This window comes from Streptosporangium sp. NPDC049046 (assembly GCF_040649155.1).
In the GTDB taxonomy this organism is placed as follows: Bacteria; Actinomycetota; Actinomycetes; order Streptosporangiales; family Streptosporangiaceae; genus Streptosporangium.
The window spans coordinates 210,587-226,075 of sequence record NZ_JBEZEZ010000009.1 but is presented as its reverse complement, the minus strand read 5'-3'; the positions used below and the strand labels follow the sequence as shown (position 1 = coordinate 226,075).

Sequence of the window (15,489 nt, the reverse complement as noted above, 5' to 3'; positions counted from 1 at the left end):
CCTGCTTCGGGCTCCGGATCTCCGACTGACCCGAGGGTGGCCGACGCATTCACGTCTTCTGTGATGTCCTATTATCCCGCCTCCGCAGGGAGAATGGGAACGATCAATCTCAGCGTCGGCTCATCCGGCGATCAAGACCGTTGTCCAAGCCCCCTTCAGACGGCCAAACTTGTCCTCGTGAACGCCCGCGCCGCTCTCTTCGATCTGTACGGGGACCACCTCAGGTCCCGAGGCGGTCGCGCGTCCGTGGCCGCCCTCGTTCGTCTGCTCGCCCCGCTGGACATCGCGGCTCCCGCCGTCCGCACCGCCATCTCACGGATGGTCCGGCAGGGCTGGCTCACACCGGCCCGGCTGCCCAGGGGACCCGGCTACGAGGTCACTCCCAAGTGCGTACGCCGCCTCGACGAAACCGCGCTAAGAATTTACCGAGTCGGAACGATCACGTGGAACGGCCGATGGCACATCCTCGTGGTGGAACCCGTGCGCGAGCGTCCCAGACGGGAGCGCCTGCGCTCGGATCTCTCCTTCATCGGATACGCCTCCCTGTCGGAGACGACCTGGATCGGACCACGTCCCTCCCCGGAACTCGACGCGATCCTCGAAGGCGCGGATCTCGCCGCCGACCGGTTCGAGGCGGTGTTCGACGGTGACCCCGCCGCGCTCGTCGCCAGGACATGGGACCTGGACGCCATCGGGGCCGCCTACGAGGAGTGGATGACCCAGGCGACGGAGCTGGTCGGCGGGCTGCCCGACAACGCGGGCGGCGACCAGGTGTTCGCCACCCGGAGCAGGCTGCTGCACGGCTGGCGCAACTTCCTGTTCCGCGACCCCGGGCTCCCCGCCGAACTCCTGCCGCGAGGCTGGCCGGGAGAGAAGGCGAGGATCTACTTCGAGCACGAGGCCGGGCGGCTGCTCCCCGCCGCCGCCGCCTTCGTCGACCGCCAGCTCAACGAGGTCTGAAACCGCACACGGAGTTCACCGAGTCCGCCCGCTTCACGGGGCTCGAGGAAAAAGCCGCCGGGCACCGTCGTCTCCCCGCGTGAGAAGGTGACCCCGCGCCACAAGCCCTGAGGGAAAACGTCAGGCCCGGCGTATCCAGCAGTCGGCCAGGTGATCGTTGACCAGGCCGATGGCCTGCATCAGCGCGTAGGCGGTGGTCGGGCCGAAGAAACGGAAGCCGTGCGCCTTGAGTTCCTTGGCCAGCGCCTTGGAACCGGGGGTCTGGGCGGGCACGTCCGCGGGGATCTTCGGTACGGGCGCGCCGGGGTCCGCGTGCTTCCAGACGAGGTCGGACAGGTCGACGTCGAGCGCGGCCCGCGCGTTCGCGATCGTCGCCTCGATCTTGGCCCGGTTGCGGACGATGCCCGCGTCGCCGAGCAGACGATCGACGTCCTCCTCGCCGAACGCGGCCACGGCCGGGATGGAGAATCCCGCGAAGGCCGCCCGGAAGTTCTCCCGCTTGCGCAGGATGGTGATCCACGACAGGCCGGACTGGAAGGACTCCAGCGAGATCCGCTCGAACACCTGGTCGTCACCGGTGACCGGACGCCCCCACTCCTCGTCGTGGTAGGCGATGTAGTCGGGGGCCGAGGTCGCCCAGCCGCAGCGCACGAGCCCTGGGGATTCCGCCGATTCCACGGGCTGCGCGAGAGTCTCGGATGTCACAGGCTCACCGTGAACCGGGGCGCCTGGAGCCACTGTTCGCGAGGTCTCGGTCACCGGGTGTCCTCCGTCTCCCGCTCCCCCGTACGGAGGCCGACGGATCCGGGAGACGATTTCTTCGAATCCGAAGTCTCGGACGAGGAAGACGAATCCGGCACCTGGGGCGGCTCGGACGGCCTGGCGAAAGGTGACACACCGGATGACCCGGATGACTCAGACGCCTCGTCGGGCCTGGCAGTCTCCTCCGGCTCGGAATCCTTGGAAGGCACAGCCTCCTCGGGCTCATCCTCGGCCTTCGCCCCGTCAGAGAGCTTCTCGGACGCCTCGAAACCGTCCCCGCCGAAGGGCCCGGATGACCTCTCACTCTCGGCACCCGAAACCGCCCGCGACCCACTCGACAACTCCTCGGACGGCCCGAAACCGTCCCCGCCGGAAAGCTCGTACGGCGCCTCGGGGCCGCGCGGCGAGGTCCGGGAGCCGGGGTTGAGCTCGTGACGAGCCTGGAGCCGGCCGGCGAGCAACTCCGACACCCGCTGCTCCAGCACGGCGATCCTGGTGTCACGCTCGCTCAGTGCCCCGGCGACCCGGCTCAGCGTCTCGTCCACGCTCTGCGTGTTGTATCCGACGAGGCTCACCGGGAGTTGGAGGGCCATGAAGTCGACCGCGCCGAGCTGACCTGCCTGGGGCAGGTTCAGCGGGGGCACGTCGGGGGCGAACTCACTCAGCTCCCCTCCCCGGCCCATGGCGACGACCGTGACACCGGCGATAACGGCTACGGCAGCGAGAGCTAATACGACCAGCACATACGAATCGTGCCACATCTGCGCTGGCCTAGGATCGGATCATGACGTCCGCCCCCGGCTTGGCAGCCTTCGTCGTGCTCCGTCCCGGTGACCCGGGCGAGCCCGGCTGGGTCGAGGCCGCCTCGATCGGGGAGGTCGAGGAGCTCGCCCGTGCCGGGCGCACCGTGGTCGTCACCCCGGCCAGGCTGGCCGGCGTCACCTCCGCACCACCCGTACCGTCCGGCGACCTCGGGGAGTCCGACGAGGCCGAGGGCGGGGCGGACACGGCCGGAAACGCCGGAAGGGCGGACGCCAGGGCCGCAACAGCGGCCGCGGGCAACACCGGAGGCGGGCCGGACGCCGCAGCAGCCTCGGGAAAGGGCGCAGAAAACGCCAGGACCGGGACGAACGCCACCGGAAACCCAGCGACCTGGATGGACACCGTCGGAAACACCGCCGGAGACGCCGCGAGGGAGCGGGACGCCGAGGCCGCCGAGCTCACCGCGGCCTCGATCTGCGCGTGGGCCGGTGCCCGCGTCTTCCGTACGGACCGCGTCGAGCAGGTGCGGCTCGCGGTCGAGATGACCGACGCCCTCGCCGGGCGGCGACCGCCCGCGCTAACCCGCCGTGGCCTCGCCTAGCTCCTCCGCGCTCGGCTCCAGGTGCCTGGTCGACTTCTCCAGCAGCCGGAACGCCTCGTCGACCGTGGTGGCCCAGGAGATGGCGTCGAAGACGTTCGGGCGGGTGAAGCCCGCCTCCTCCATACCCTCGACCAGCTCCCGCAGCGGCTTGAAGATCCCCCAGGGATCGAGGACCACCAGCGGCTTGTCGTGCAGACCCAGGGTGCGGGACGTCCAGATCTCGAACAGTTCCTCCAGGGTCCCGATGCCGCCGGGCAGGACCAGGAAGGCGTCGGAGCGGGCGTCCATCACGCCCTTGCGCTCACGCATGTCGGTGGTGACCACCAGCTCGTCGGCGCTCTCGTCCGCGAGCTCGATGTCGACCAGCGACTGAGGGATCACTCCGATGGTCCGGGCGCCGCCCGCACGGGCCGCACGGGCCACGGCTCCCATGCAGGACACCCTGGCCCCGCCACTCACCAGGGAGTGGCCGCGCCTGGCTAGCTCGGTGCCGACCTGCTCCGCCAGCTCCAGATACTTCTTGTCGATCTTCTGACTCGACGCGAGGAATATGCAAATGAACACGCGCCGACCCTATTCGGCGTGGCCGAACACGCGCCAACTATTCGGCGTCACCGACTGTGGACATGGCCGCCTTCCGTTCGTCCTCCAGTAGGCGGCCCCTCTTGCTGTCGGCGTCCACAATGATCCGGACCGCCTCGTCGACGTCGTCGGTGACGTGGATGAGATTCACGTCCACCGGAGAGATCTTGCCCGTCGCCACGAGGGTGTTCTTGATCCAGTCGATCAGGCCGCCCCAGAACTCCGTCCCCATCAGCACCACGGGAAAGGAGGTGACCTTCCGGGTCTGGACCAGGGTGAGCGCCTCGAAGAGCTCGTCCATGGTGCCGAAACCGCCGGGCAGCGTGACGAATCCGCAGGAGTACTTCACGAACATGGTCTTGCGGACGAAGAAGTAGCGGAACTCGATGCCGAGATCGACGTACTCGTTCATGCTCTGCTCGAAGGGCAGCTCGATGCCCAGGCCGACCGAGACGCCGTCCGCCTCCACGGCTCCCCGGTTGGCGGCCTCCATGCAGCCGGGGCCGCCACCGGTGATCACGGCGTAGCCCGCCTCGGACAGCTTCCTGCCCAGCTGAACCCCCATCTCGTACTCGGGGGTGCCCTCGGGGGTGCGCGCGGACCCGAAGACGGTGACCGCCTGGGGCAGCTCGGCGAGGTGACCGAAGCCCTCCACGAACTCGGCCTGGATGCGCATCACCCGCCACGGATCCATGTGCAGCCAGTCGGCGGGACCCCTCCGATCAAGAAGCCGCTGGTCGTGGGTGGACTCGGAGACGAGGTCACCACGGACCACGGCGGCCCCCTGGCGACGCTCCGGACGTGTTTTCTTCATGCGGGCCACCGTAGCGTCGTCTCAGAAAAATCTTGAAAAATCTCCATGAAAACATGGAACCGGACTTTGAACAGCTCACGTCTAACCGAACGAGGGTGCTGCTCGGGACTGAAAGTGGCTTTCCCCGCCAAATGGCCGGCGAGGAAAGCCACTTTCATTTGCACCGCCCCTCCAGGCTCTCGCTCGTCGAGGCCCGCGCACGCCGCGAACAAGCCCTCACGACAGCCAGCCGAGCATTCCGCGCTCGCAGTCGGCGATCTTCGCCAACGAGACGAACTCCTCCTTCTGGTGCGCCAGGTTCGGATCCCCGGGACCGTAGTTGACGGCGGGCACGCCCAGGCCGGAAAAGAGCGAGACGTCGGTCCAGCCGAGCTTGGCCCGCGGCGTGCCGCCGACGGCCTCGACGAAGGCCGACGCCGTCGGATGGGTCAGGCCGGGCCGCGCGGCGGCGGCGCCGTCGGTGAAGCGGACCTCGTACCCGTCGAAGACCTCGCGTACGTGGGCGCGCGCCTCGTCCAGCGACAGGTCGGGAGCGAAGCGGTAGTTCACGGTCACCACGCACTCGTCCGGGATCACGTTGCCCGCGATGCCGCCGCCGATGCCCACCGCGTTCAGTCCCTCGTGATACTCCAGGCCGTCCACGACGGGAAGTCTCGCCTCGTAGGCGTTCAGGATCGCGAGCACCGGCTGGGCGGCGTGGATCGCGTTGATCCCGAACCAGGACCTGGCGCTGTGCGAGCGCCTGCCCCGGATGACGATCTGGGCTCGGAGCGTGCCCTGGCAGCCGCCCTCGATCACGCCGTCGGTGGGCTCCATGAGCACGGCGAAGTCACCCGCGAGCCAGTCGGGACGGGTGCGGCTGAGGCGGAGCAGCCCGTTACGCTCGGCCTCGATCTCCTCGCAGTCGTAGAAGACGTAGGTCACGTCCCTGCTGGGCTCGGGAAGGGTGGCCGCGAGTTTCAGCGCGACCGCGACACCGGCCTTCATGTCCGAGGTGCCGCAGCCGTACAGCCGGTCTCCCTCGACCCGGCTGGGCAGGTTGCCCGCGACGGGAACGGTGTCGAGGTGCCCGGCGATCACCACCCGCTCGCCGCGGCCCAGATGAGTGCGGGCCACGATCGACTCGCCGTCGCGTTCGACGGTGAGGTGCCGTAGCGGCCTCAGGGACTCCTCCACGGCGTCGGCCAGGGCCTTCTCGCCGCCGCTGACCGACTCGACGTCCACGATCCTGGCGGTGAGCTCCCCGACATCCTGCGTGAGGTCCAGACGCGTACTCATGCCCGCGACCCTAGTGCCCGCACGAGTCTCACGCCCACGCCCGGGTGCCCGCACGAGATCCCACGCCCAGGCCGCGGGAGCTCGCACGAGATCCCGCGCCCCGGGAGCCCGCACGAGGTCCCGCCCCGTGGGAAACCCGCCGTGCCCGCGCCGGATCCGAACGGTCCTCCCGTCCCACCCGCGCCCCCACCGGTCCGGGCGCCGACGACCCTATCCGCGCAGGACGCGGTCGAGTTCGGCCCTGCCTGGTCTGTGGCCGTCCTTCAGGCGTTCGAGCACCAGGACACAGCCCAGGTCGAAGGCGCCGCCGGGAAACTCGCGCCGACGGGTGCCTCCGGTCGCCACGCACCAGTCGGGGACGCGCCCGGGCTCCAGTTCCTCGCCCGTCCGCACGTCGATCACCGGGGTCGAGCCCGACAGGATCGTCCCGGCTCCGACCACGGCACCCCGTCCCACCCGGGCTCCATCGGCGATCACCGCCCGGCCGCCGATCATCGCACCGTCCTCGACGATCGCGGGCACCGTCCGTTCCTCGGCGGCGAGGAAGGCCTCTTCGTCGCCGGGGTCGCCGCTCTCCCCGACGCCGACTCCTCCGGACAGGTGGACGTTCCTGCCGATCTGGGCGCACGAGCCGATCGAGGCCCACGTGCCCACCGTGCTGCCCTCGTCCACGTGGGCGCCGATGTCGACGAACGAGGGCATCAGCACGACGCCCGGCGCCAGGTAGGAGCCCCAGCGGGCGATCGCCCCCGGCACGACGCGCACCCCCTCGACGGAGGCCTTCAGCGGAACGCGGTCGTGGTGGTGGAAGTCGCCCACCTGGGACCTGTACGTGCCGAGCACCAGGAACGCGAGCATGACGGCCCGCCGGGCGCGCTCGTCCACGACCACCTCGCCGGCGCGGGAGACCCCGGCGACCCGGACCTTGCCGCTGTCGAGCATGTCCACCGCGCTCACGACGACGGCGCGGGCCTCGGTGTCGGCGGGGCTCAACTCGGCCCTGCGCCGCCACAGCTCGTCGACGGCCGCGGGCAGCGGGCCGGCATCGCTCTGGGTCATGGCCGGAGCCTACGTTCGCGGCGTTCTACCAGACCGCGCAATCGCTGGGGACCTGTAGGTTCTTGACCGTGCGACGGCGCTTCTCAAAAGGGGTCATCGCGATCATCGCGATCGTGACCGTGCTCGCGGTGGCCATCACCGTGGGTCTTCTCAGCCTTCTCAGAAAGGTGACACCGCTCGTCGACCTCGGTGAGGGATGCAAGATCACTACGCCCGAGGGCTCTCTGGAGCTGGACCTCGAACAGGCCAAGGTGGCCGCGATCATCGCGGCCGTCGCGGCCCGCAGAAAGCTGCCCGAGCGGGCCGTGGTGATCGCCTACGCCACCGGCATCCAGGAGTCCAAGCTGGAGAATTTGACGGGCGGCGACCGCGACTCGGTCGGCGTGTTCCAGCAGCGCCCCTCCCAGGGGTGGGGTAGGCCCGAGCAGCTCGTCGACCCCGTCTACGCCTCGGGAAGGTTCTTCTCCGCGCTGGTGAAGGTGCGAAACTACCGCAAGCTGCCGCTCCACGAGGCGGCCCAGGCCGTGCAGCGCTCGGCGGACGGGTCGGCGTACGCCCAGCACGAGGAGGACGGGAAGGTTCTCGCGGCGGCGTTCACCGGGCGCGTGCCCAAGGCGGTGCACTGCTGGTTCCCCGCCCCGACGGGCAAGACCCCGCTCCCCGACGAGCGGAGGGCCGCGCGCGAGCTCGCCAGGGCGTTCGGAGCGGGCAGCGCCTTCGAGCCCTCCTCGCGCAAGCGCGGCTGGCTGGTGGCCGCCTGGTCGATCGCCCACGCCAAGGAGTTCGGGCTGGGAGGGATCCGCTACGACGGCCAGGCATGGACGGCCGCGAAAAGCCACGACGGCTGGCGGGCCGACCCGAAAGCCTCCGCCAGGAAAGTCGATCTGTCCTGATCGTCCGCGACCTGTCGGGGACGGCGGCCCCGCACACCCCGCATTTCGTACACCGTGAGTGAGGAGCCCGGCGGGCCCCACCGCGACTCGCTACGCGACGAGTGCGTCCACATCGCGACCGGACAGGTCGGGTTCGGGTCGACGTACAGGGCGTCGGAGTGATCGGAGGCGTGTGGCCTAGCTGCCCTTCTTCTTTTCGATCTTGATCGTGCCGGGGGCGAGGGGCTGAGCGTGGGAGGCACTCCAGCGCTTGCCCTGGAGGCGTTCGAAGCTGAGCAAGCGGCCGTCGGCGGCCCGGTAGTCGGCGAAGTCGAGCAGGCCCCGCTCGGGCATCGAGGTGACCCCCTCGCCCCGAAAGGCCGCGGTGCCCCGGTCGACGGGGAAGAAGTCGACTCCCTCGACGCTCAGCGTGGCCTTGGCGGGGATCATGCCCTCCGTGGGCACCTGCGTCCACAGCAGCACCTCAAGGTGCGGCGGATCATCGGTGGCCAGCCCGGGGCGCATCTGGATCGAGAGCCACTGGGGACGGCGGGTGCCGTCGTCGAGGCGGTACTCGGTCCACTGGGTGCCCTGCCACGACAGGTACAGGGCGCCGAGGACCCTGCTGCGGACCCCCTGGCACTCGATCGTGTCGCCGACCCTGATCGTGCGGGGGTCGGGGTAGTCGATGCCGACATGGCCCGCGGACGGTTGGGCCGACGGCTGCGCGGCCTCAACCGAGGGGAGGGGCGTCTCGCCGGAGCGCTCGGACTCGTCGGCCTCCCCGTCCTGACGCGTCGTCGCGAGGAACGCGACGAACAGCAGGACGAGCGTGGCCACACTCAGTCCGAATATCACGACGACCTCGGGGGTCATGCCGCGCGATCCTACTGGAGGCGCCGCACCGCCGCAGCGACGCGTTCGTCGTCGGCCGTCACGGCGATCCTGATGTGCCTCTCGCCCGCGGTCCCGTAGAAGTCGCCGGGCGCGACCAGGATTCCCTTCCCGGCCAGCGCGCGGACCTGGTCCCAGCAGCCGGCTCCGTTGGACGCCCACAGGTACAGGCCCGCGGTGGAGTGCTCGATCTTCCAGCCGGCCGCCTCCAGGGCGGGGCGGAGCGCCGCACGGCGGGCGGCGTAGCGGGCCCGCTGCTCCTCGGCGTGCTCGTCGTCGTCCAGGGCCACGGCCATCGCCGCCTGGACCGGCGCCGGCATGATCATGCCGGCGTGCTTGCGTATCTCCAGCAGCCGCTTGACCAGCGCGGGGTCTCCCGCGACGAACCCGGCCCGGTAACCGGCCAGGTTGGAGCGCTTGGACAGCGAGTGCACCGCGAGCAGGCCCTCGTGCGAGCCGCCGCAGACGTCCGGGTGCAGGATCGAGACCGGCCGCTCCTCCCAGCCCAGCTCGATGTAGCACTCGTCGGAGGCCACGACCGCGCCGTGCTCACGCGCCCACGAGACGACCTTGCGCAGGTGCTCGGCGGGCAGCACCCTGCCGGTCGGGTTGGACGGGGAGTTCACCCAGACCAGCGGCACCCGCTCGGGACCGAGCGCGAGCAGCCCGTCGGTGGCGTACGGCTCGGCGCCCGCGAGCCGCGCTCCCACGTCGTAGGTGGGGTAGGCGAGCTCGGGCAGGATCACCCGCTGCCCCGGGCCGACACCGAGCAACGTCGGCAGCCAGGCCACGAACTCCTTGGAACCGATCAGCGGCAGCACGTTCGCCTGGTCGAGGATCACGCCGTGCCTGCGTCGCAGCCACCCGGCGGCGGCCGAGCGGAGGCGCTCGGTGCCGTACGTCAGCGGGTATCCGGGACTGTCGGAGGCATCCGCGAGAGCCTGCCGCACGATGGCGGGCACCGGGTCGACGGGCGTGCCCACCGACAGGTCGACGATCCCGTCCGGGTGCGACGCCGCGAGCTCCTTCAGCGGCGTGAGCCGGTCCCACGGGAAGTCCGGCAGGCCGTTCATCGGAGCCTCGCCGGGGCACTCGAAGCCGCTGACCGGTCGGGAGTGGCGTTCATGGTGATCAGCCGTCGTCTTTCACTGGAACTGGGCCCGCCGATGACATGGCGAGGGATTTCGCCGGAACGAGGTCCCGCGATGGCGGTGTGATTCGCCGGAACAGGGTCCGGCGATGGCGGTGTGATTCGCCGGAGCGGGGTCCGGCGACGGCGGCGCGAGGGGACGGCCGTCGCGGCCGCCCCCTCGGACACCGACTCCTAGTGGCTCTCGGCCTGCGGGGGCAGGGCCGCGACGACCGGGTGGTCCTTCTCGATCTTGCCGACCTTGGAGGCGCCGCCGGGCGACCCCAGGTCCTCGAAGAAGTCCACGTTCGCCTTGTAGAAGTCCTTCCACTGCTCGGGAAGGTCGTCCTCGTAGAAGATGGCCTCCACCGGGCACACCGGTTCGCACGCGCCGCAGTCGACGCATTCGTCGGGGTGGATGTAGAGCATCCGCTCACCCTCGTAGATGCAATCGACAGGGCACTCCTCGATGCACGCCTTGTCCAGGACGTCCACGCAAGGCTGCGCGATGACGTAGGTCACCTCGGGCTCCTTCTTCTTTACGCACCTAGGCACGACTTCGACCGCGAGTTGCTAAGCCCTAGTATTGCCGTGCCCGCCGCGTCTCTGAAACGGGAGGGGGCAAAAGCCGGTGGCCTTTCATGTCAGCGCTCGCCTGAGCATCACCATAACCCCTTCCGACGTGGGCAAAAGAGTCACCACTCGGAGAAGGGTCCCCGAGGGATTTCGCGACGCGGTCGGCGAGTTGGAGTTCTGGCGGGACGGCGTGCTCGGTGTGCGCAGGCGGAACGGCGTCCTGGTGGAGATCGCCGAGGAGACGCTCGCCGCGGCGAAGGTCGTTCCCGAGTCTCCACGGCCCCGGGGGCCTCGCACCGGCGCGTGAACGGCGGCACAGAGACTCCGAAGGACTCCAGGGGACTTCCGGGGACCTCAAGCCTCGCCGGGACGCTCGGAGCCACCGACCGGTCAGGACGGGCGCCCTGCGGGTAAGCCACAGACCTCACCGGAGTCTCGCCGGGACTCTCGGAACCCTTGGCCGGTCAGGATGGGCGCCCGGTGGGTAAGCCGCTCGCCAAGACACGTGTAAGCCGTTCGCTAAGAAGCGTCGCGCCTGCTCGACCAGGGGAATGACAGCGGAGAGCATTCCGCTCGTGACCGTACGTACCAGCGCCGCAGCCGCCGTGATCCTCACGGCCACGATCGCCGGATGTGGCGCCCCGGCTCCTCAGAACGTCCAATTCCCGCCTCTCAACGTGCAGGCCGCCTCCCTCAAGGAGGGCTTCTCGACGATGGAGCGCCTCGTGGAGGCCGCCAGGCAGGAGGGGGCGCTCACGGTGATCGCGCTGCCGCGCGACTGGGTGAACTACGGCGAGATCATCGACACCTTCTCCGAGGAGTACGGGATCAAGGTGCACCAGTTGGAGCCCGACGCCGGAAGCGCACGGGAGATCGCGGCCGCGGACGACCTCAAACCGGACGTGTTCGACCTGAGCATGGACGTCGCCGCGGCCAACGCCGCCCGTTTCGCCCCGTACCGGGTCCAGGGCTGGCAGGACATCCCCGACCGCCTGAAGGACCACAGGGGCTTCTGGTACGCCGGGTACGGCGGCTACATGTCCATCGGCTACGACCCGACCAGGGTCACGGCCCCCGCGTCCTTCTCCGACCTGCTCAAGCCGCGCCACAGCGTCGCGCTGCCCGGCGACCCCCGAGAGGTCTCCGCGGCCTTCAACGGGGTGATGGCGACCTCCCTGCGGGGCGGCGAGGCGCGGGCGGAGCGGGGCGTGGAGTTCTTCCACCGCCTCAAGAAGGCGGGCAACCTCGCGGCCACCCCCAAGGCGGCCTCGGTCCTCGTCGACTGGGACTACAACAACACCGAGCGGGCCGCCGCCGACAAGACGTGGAAGGTGATGATTCCCGGCGACGCCGTGCTCGGCGCGTACTACGTGCAGGCCATCAACAAGCGGGCCCCGCACCCGGCCGCGGCCAGGCTCTGGCAGGAGTTCCTGTTCTCCGACAAGGGGCAGAACCTGTTCCTGAAGGGTTACGCCAGGCCCGCGAGGATGGAGGCCCTCCAGATGCGCGGCACCCTCGACCAGGAGCTGGCCGCGAAACTCCCCGCCACCAACGCGAGGCCGGTGGTCCTCACCATCCCGGAGATCGACACGGCGAGGGCCTATCTCCAGCGCGAGTGGGCCGACAAGGTGAGATAGCCCTGAGGCTGCTGAGGCTGCTGAGACTGATATGTCGCGACTTCCCAGAGGCTCTAAAGTGTCTGGAGAGTACCGATAAGAGGCTTCGCGTCTCAGAATGTGAGCTGATCGTCTTGCGATACGACACCCCGAGCTTGATGAGGTGGAACGCTCGCGCCTACGACAACAGCTTCGGGTACGTCTCGGCGCACGGCGCCCCCCTGGTCGACCTCCTCGACCCGCAGCCCGGGGAGCGCATCGTGGATCTCGGCTGCGGCACGGGAATGCTCGCGGCCGAGATCACCTCCCGGGGCGCCTACGTCCTGGGGATCGACGGATCGCAGGCGATGATCGAGAAGGCCCAGGCGCAGCATCCCGGGCTGGACTTCGTCGTCGGCGACGGCCGAAGCTTCACGGTGGCCAAGCCCTACGACGCGGTCTTCTCCAACGCCGCCCTGCACTGGATGGGCCAGGAACCGGACGCGGTGATCAGCAGGGTCCGCGAGGCCCTCACGCCCGGCGGGCGGTTCGTGGCCGAGATGGGCGGCGCGGGCAACTGCGCCGCGCTGACGGCGGCACTGTCCACCGCCTGGCGGGAGTACGGGCTGCCCGAGCCCGGCCTGCCCTGGTACTTCCCCACCCCCGCCGAATACGCCACGCGGCTGGAGAAGGGCGGCTTCACCGTCCGCCTGCTGGAATACTTCGACCGGCCGACCCCGCTCGACGAGTGCCCCGGCGGGGCGGCCGACTGGGTGCGGATGTTCGCCGGCTCGCTGCTCAAGGAGGTGCCCGCGGAGATGGTCGACCCGCTGCTCCGGCGGGTGAACGAGCTGGCCGCCCCCGCCCTGCGTCGGGAGAGCGGGTGGATGGCCGACTACGTGAGACTGCGGTTCGCGGCCGTACGCCGCTGAACTCACCCAATGCGCCGAGGTAATTTGCCAGACTATGGTCTGTTCCATGAGTCTCGTTCCCCGGCCACATGGGGTGACTCGGGCGGCTTGAGGGGCTGGTGAAGGGAACGGATGAACTTCTGTCTGAGTGACCTCGTGCCGCCGCTGCGCTGGAGCGACGCGGCCACGATCCCACTTCTGCGCGAACAGCCCGACCTACCGGACGCTTGGTGGCGGAGCCTGCCGATGGCCCGCGTGCTCGCCGTGCTGGGTCCGGAGAGGCTCGCCGACATCCTCGCCTCGATCGTCCTGAACCACTGGCCCGCCGCCGCCCTGGGTGACGTGCTCCCCGCCCTGCACGTCCTGGACCCGGACGAGGCCGACGAGCCCTCCACGGCCATCGCCCTCGACCGCGCCGGGTCCTGGTCAGGCCTTCTCGCGCTGACCGGCCACGACCTGCGCGACCAGCCGTTCATCCAGCCGGTCCCCCTGCTGCACGTCCTGTTCACGGCGGTCTTCACGCGCCTGGCGGTCCCCGCCCACGCGATCCCGCCGGCGCACGCGGCCGCGTCCTCCGGGGCCGCGTCCTCCAGGGCGGCCGGGGCCGCTCACGGGCCCGTCGCGGACGGTGCCGCCACGCGTGGAGCCCTCGCGGGCGAGGGAGCCGAGAGCGGGTCCGTCGCCGGAGGGCTCCGGGCGCCGGACGGCCCGCCCGTCGTGGCGGACCTCCGCGCGCAGACCGTGCCGGAAGAGGCCGAGAACGTTCCCACGCCGGAGCCCGAGGCCCCCGTGCAGCCGATGGTGTTGCCGAAGCGCAAGGCCCGCCGGGAGCCACCGGTAACCGACGCCCGCCGCCCCGACGAGGCCCCCGGATCGCTCTTCCAGCCCGCCTCGACGAGGAAGAGCCCGTCGGCGAGCACCTTCCAGCGGGATGACGCCTTCCCGTGGGAGGGGGCGAGCGCGTTCGTACCGGAGGACCGGTTCGCGCCCGCTCCCGGGGAGGCGGAGCCCGCCTCCGGAGCCGGACCTGCGGAAACCGGAGCCGGGTTCCTGGAAACCGGGGCCGAGCCCGCGGGGGCCGGTCCAGTGGAAACCGGGGCCGAACCCGCGGACGTCGAAGCCGCGGAAACCGGGGACAGACCTGTGGAAACGGAGGCTGAACCCTCGGAAGTCGAGGCCACGGAAACCGGAGCCGCGGAAACCGGGGACGGACCCGCGGAAACCGGAGTCGGAGCCGTGGAAACCACGGCTGACCCCTCGGAAGTCGAGGCCGTGGAAGCCGGAGCCGCAGGAGCCGGATCTACGGAGGCCGGAGCTGCGGAAACCTCCGAGCCGGACGTGGAGCCCGCCGCCGAGACAGCTGAGACCGGCGCGGAAGACGCCCACGAGGACGACTCCGAGGACGCCCGCGCACTCCCCGACGCCCCCGAGCCGGTCGCGGAGAGCGACGAGGCCGACAGGCGTGACGAGGGTGGCGACGAGGGCCGCGACGACGACGAGGCCCGGCCGGTGCGGAAGAACCTGCACGCGCTGCTGGACGGCGTCTTCGCCAACGTGGAGGACAAGCGCTGGGCGGTGGCGCAGAACAGGTTGTTCAGCGACGCCCCGGCGACCGTGGAGGCGCTGGCCAAGCTCTTCGCGGTGTCTCCCGAGGTCATCAGCGAGATCGAGGCCGATCTGCGCCGGGAACTCGCCGAGTGGGTCGCCTCCGACGAGGCCGCCCCGTACCGGGAGCACCTGGAGGGGGTGAAGAGGATCCTCGGCAAGGCCGCGCCGAGGGAGCGTCTGATCAACGCGGCCGAGTGGCACACCGGGGAACTGCACTCCCTGGACGTACCGGCCTGGCAGTTCGTGCTGGCCACCCTCCCCGGCTACCACCTGGTCGACGAGTGGCTGGTGGAGGGCGACATCACCGAGCTGCGCCACCGTACCCGCGACATGATCAGCGGCGCCAAGCCGCCGCTCACGATCAACAAGGCCCTCGACATGGTCTCCTCGCTGGGCATCCACCCCGAGGTGTCCAAGGAGTGGCTGGAGAACGTCCCGCAGCTCCGCATCCTCGGCGCGGGCGAGCGGTCTCCCCAGCGTTCGAACGGCGCCCCGGCCCTCACCGTGGAGAAGCCGGGTGACGGGACCGGCGAGCCGCCGGGCGGCGGGGAGCCGAGGAAGGCCCCGTTCCGCCCGCTGAAGGACGTCTCGCTCACCAGGCGCTGTTTCCGGCAGCCGGACGGCCGCTGGTGGCTCAGGATCGACGTCACCGAAGAACACCTCGGGGGCACCGAGTGCCCGCTGCCCAGCGGGTTCGCCGCCTACCTCGGGATGTCGCCGGGCGAGGGCCGCACGGTCAGCAGCGCGGTCGGCGAACTGGTACTCAGCTGGCACGACAGGCCCGTGCTGGAGTCGCTCAGGACGCTCCTGGAGGACGTGGGCGCCAAGGAGGGCAGTCACCTGTTTCTCACCCTGTCCGACGAGGGGGTCCTACGGGCCAGGCACCTGCCGCTCGCGGGCGAGGAGGTGGAGACGACGGCGCGGGCGCTGCGGCTGGTCGGCTACACCGCGGCCGGCGGCACTCCCGAGCAGGCGAGGCGGGTCATCGCCACCCGGGTCGGCATGACGGGCCCCGTGGGCTTCCCGGAACTCCTCACCAGGCTTCGAGAACGCGGGGACCGCGATCTCCTGTCCCTGTTGGCCTGA

16 protein-coding genes are annotated in these 15,489 nt (G+C 70.3%); 7 read left to right on the top strand and 9 right to left on the bottom strand.

Translation table 11 applies throughout. From position 1 onward, the window contains the following. Nucleotides 1-177 precede the first annotated feature (177 nt). A complete protein-coding gene (locus AB0B96_RS15360; protein ID WP_362899057.1) occupies nt 178-960 on the top strand; it encodes a PaaX family transcriptional regulator C-terminal domain-containing protein in 783 nt (260 codons plus the stop codon). A 120-nt stretch (nt 961-1,080) separates the two neighbouring features. Here the strand turns inward: AB0B96_RS15360 and AB0B96_RS15355 are convergent, their stop codons facing one another. Continuing rightward, complete coding sequence (locus AB0B96_RS15355; RefSeq protein ID WP_362899055.1) at nt 1,081-1,665, bottom strand: DNA-3-methyladenine glycosylase I; 585 nt, start codon at nt 1,663-1,665, stop codon at nt 1,081-1,083. A 50-nt stretch (nt 1,666-1,715) separates the two neighbouring features. Continuing rightward, nucleotides 1,716-2,465 (bottom strand): hypothetical protein, encoded by a 750-nt coding sequence (locus AB0B96_RS15350; RefSeq protein ID WP_362899053.1) that lies wholly within the window; start codon nt 2,463-2,465, stop codon nt 1,716-1,718. A 41-nt stretch (nt 2,466-2,506) separates the two neighbouring features. Here AB0B96_RS15350 and AB0B96_RS15345 point away from each other — a divergent pair, with 41 nt between their 5' ends. Continuing rightward, nucleotides 2,507-3,085, top strand: a complete 579-nt coding sequence (locus tag AB0B96_RS15345; RefSeq protein WP_362899051.1) for a hypothetical protein — start codon at nt 2,507-2,509, stop codon at nt 3,083-3,085. On the opposite strand, the gene AB0B96_RS15340 is transcribed toward AB0B96_RS15345, so the two are convergent. The 4 genes from AB0B96_RS15340 to AB0B96_RS15325 all read right to left on the bottom strand — a co-directional run bounded on the left by AB0B96_RS15340 (nt 3,062) and on the right by AB0B96_RS15325 (nt 6,818). Next, complete coding sequence (locus tag AB0B96_RS15340; protein WP_362899049.1) at nt 3,062-3,649, bottom strand: TIGR00730 family Rossman fold protein; 588 nt, start codon at nt 3,647-3,649, stop codon at nt 3,062-3,064. The two genes, AB0B96_RS15345 and AB0B96_RS15340, sit on opposite strands and share 24 nt — an antisense overlap. 37 nt (nt 3,650-3,686) lie before the next feature. Beyond that, nucleotides 3,687-4,481 (bottom strand): TIGR00730 family Rossman fold protein, encoded by a 795-nt coding sequence (locus AB0B96_RS15335; protein WP_362899047.1) that lies wholly within the window; start codon nt 4,479-4,481, stop codon nt 3,687-3,689. Between the two features lie 216 nt (nt 4,482-4,697). Beyond that, nucleotides 4,698-5,759: a succinyl-diaminopimelate desuccinylase gene (dapE, locus tag AB0B96_RS15330; RefSeq protein ID WP_362899045.1), complete on the bottom strand. Its 1,062-nt coding sequence runs from the start codon at nt 5,757-5,759 to the stop codon at nt 4,698-4,700. Between the two features lie 210 nt (nt 5,760-5,969). Continuing rightward, nucleotides 5,970-6,818, bottom strand: coding sequence for a 2,3,4,5-tetrahydropyridine-2,6-dicarboxylate N-succinyltransferase (locus tag AB0B96_RS15325; protein WP_362899043.1), 849 nt, complete (start codon nt 6,816-6,818; stop codon nt 5,970-5,972). Nucleotides 6,819-6,886: 68 nt separating this feature from the next. Here AB0B96_RS15325 and AB0B96_RS15320 point away from each other — a divergent pair, with 68 nt between their 5' ends. After that, nucleotides 6,887-7,711 carry a hypothetical protein gene (locus tag AB0B96_RS15320; protein WP_362899041.1) on the top strand — a complete coding sequence of 275 codons (825 nt, stop codon included), beginning with the start codon at nt 6,887-6,889 and terminating at the stop codon, nt 7,709-7,711. A gap of 177 nt (nt 7,712-7,888) precedes the next feature. Here the strand turns inward: AB0B96_RS15320 and AB0B96_RS15315 are convergent, their stop codons facing one another. From AB0B96_RS15315 to fdxA, 3 genes are all read right to left on the bottom strand, one after another. Further along, on the bottom strand, nt 7,889-8,566 hold the full coding sequence (locus AB0B96_RS15315; RefSeq protein ID WP_362899039.1) for a DUF4178 domain-containing protein: 678 nt from the start codon (nt 8,564-8,566) through the stop codon (nt 7,889-7,891). Nucleotides 8,567-8,577: 11 nt separating this feature from the next. After that, nucleotides 8,578-9,657, bottom strand: coding sequence for a succinyldiaminopimelate transaminase (gene dapC, locus AB0B96_RS15310; protein ID WP_362899037.1), 1,080 nt, complete (start codon nt 9,655-9,657; stop codon nt 8,578-8,580). A gap of 251 nt (nt 9,658-9,908) precedes the next feature. After that, nucleotides 9,909-10,235 carry a ferredoxin gene (gene fdxA, locus AB0B96_RS15305; RefSeq protein WP_344902423.1) on the bottom strand — a complete coding sequence of 109 codons (327 nt, stop codon included), beginning with the start codon at nt 10,233-10,235 and terminating at the stop codon, nt 9,909-9,911. Nucleotides 10,236-10,395: 160 nt separating this feature from the next. On the opposite strand from fdxA, the gene AB0B96_RS15300 reads away from it, so the two are divergent. The 4 genes from AB0B96_RS15300 (at nt 10,396) to AB0B96_RS15285 (ending at nt 15,489) form a co-directional block, all read left to right on the top strand. Beyond that, a complete protein-coding gene (locus AB0B96_RS15300) occupies nt 10,396-10,596 on the top strand; it encodes a hypothetical protein (protein ID WP_350947917.1) in 201 nt (66 codons plus the stop codon). 268 nt (nt 10,597-10,864) lie between these two features. After that, entirely contained in the window at nt 10,865-11,926 is a 1,062-nt protein-coding gene (locus AB0B96_RS15295) for an ABC transporter substrate-binding protein (RefSeq protein WP_362899035.1), read from the top strand. Between the two features lie 137 nt (nt 11,927-12,063). Continuing rightward, the gene (locus AB0B96_RS15290) at nt 12,064-12,816 is read left to right on the top strand and encodes a methyltransferase domain-containing protein (RefSeq protein ID WP_350947919.1); all 753 of its coding nucleotides are present in this window, start codon (nt 12,064-12,066) and stop codon (nt 12,814-12,816) included. 111 nt (nt 12,817-12,927) lie between these two features. Continuing rightward, entirely contained in the window at nt 12,928-15,489 is a 2,562-nt protein-coding gene (locus tag AB0B96_RS15285) for a hypothetical protein (RefSeq protein ID WP_362899033.1), read from the top strand.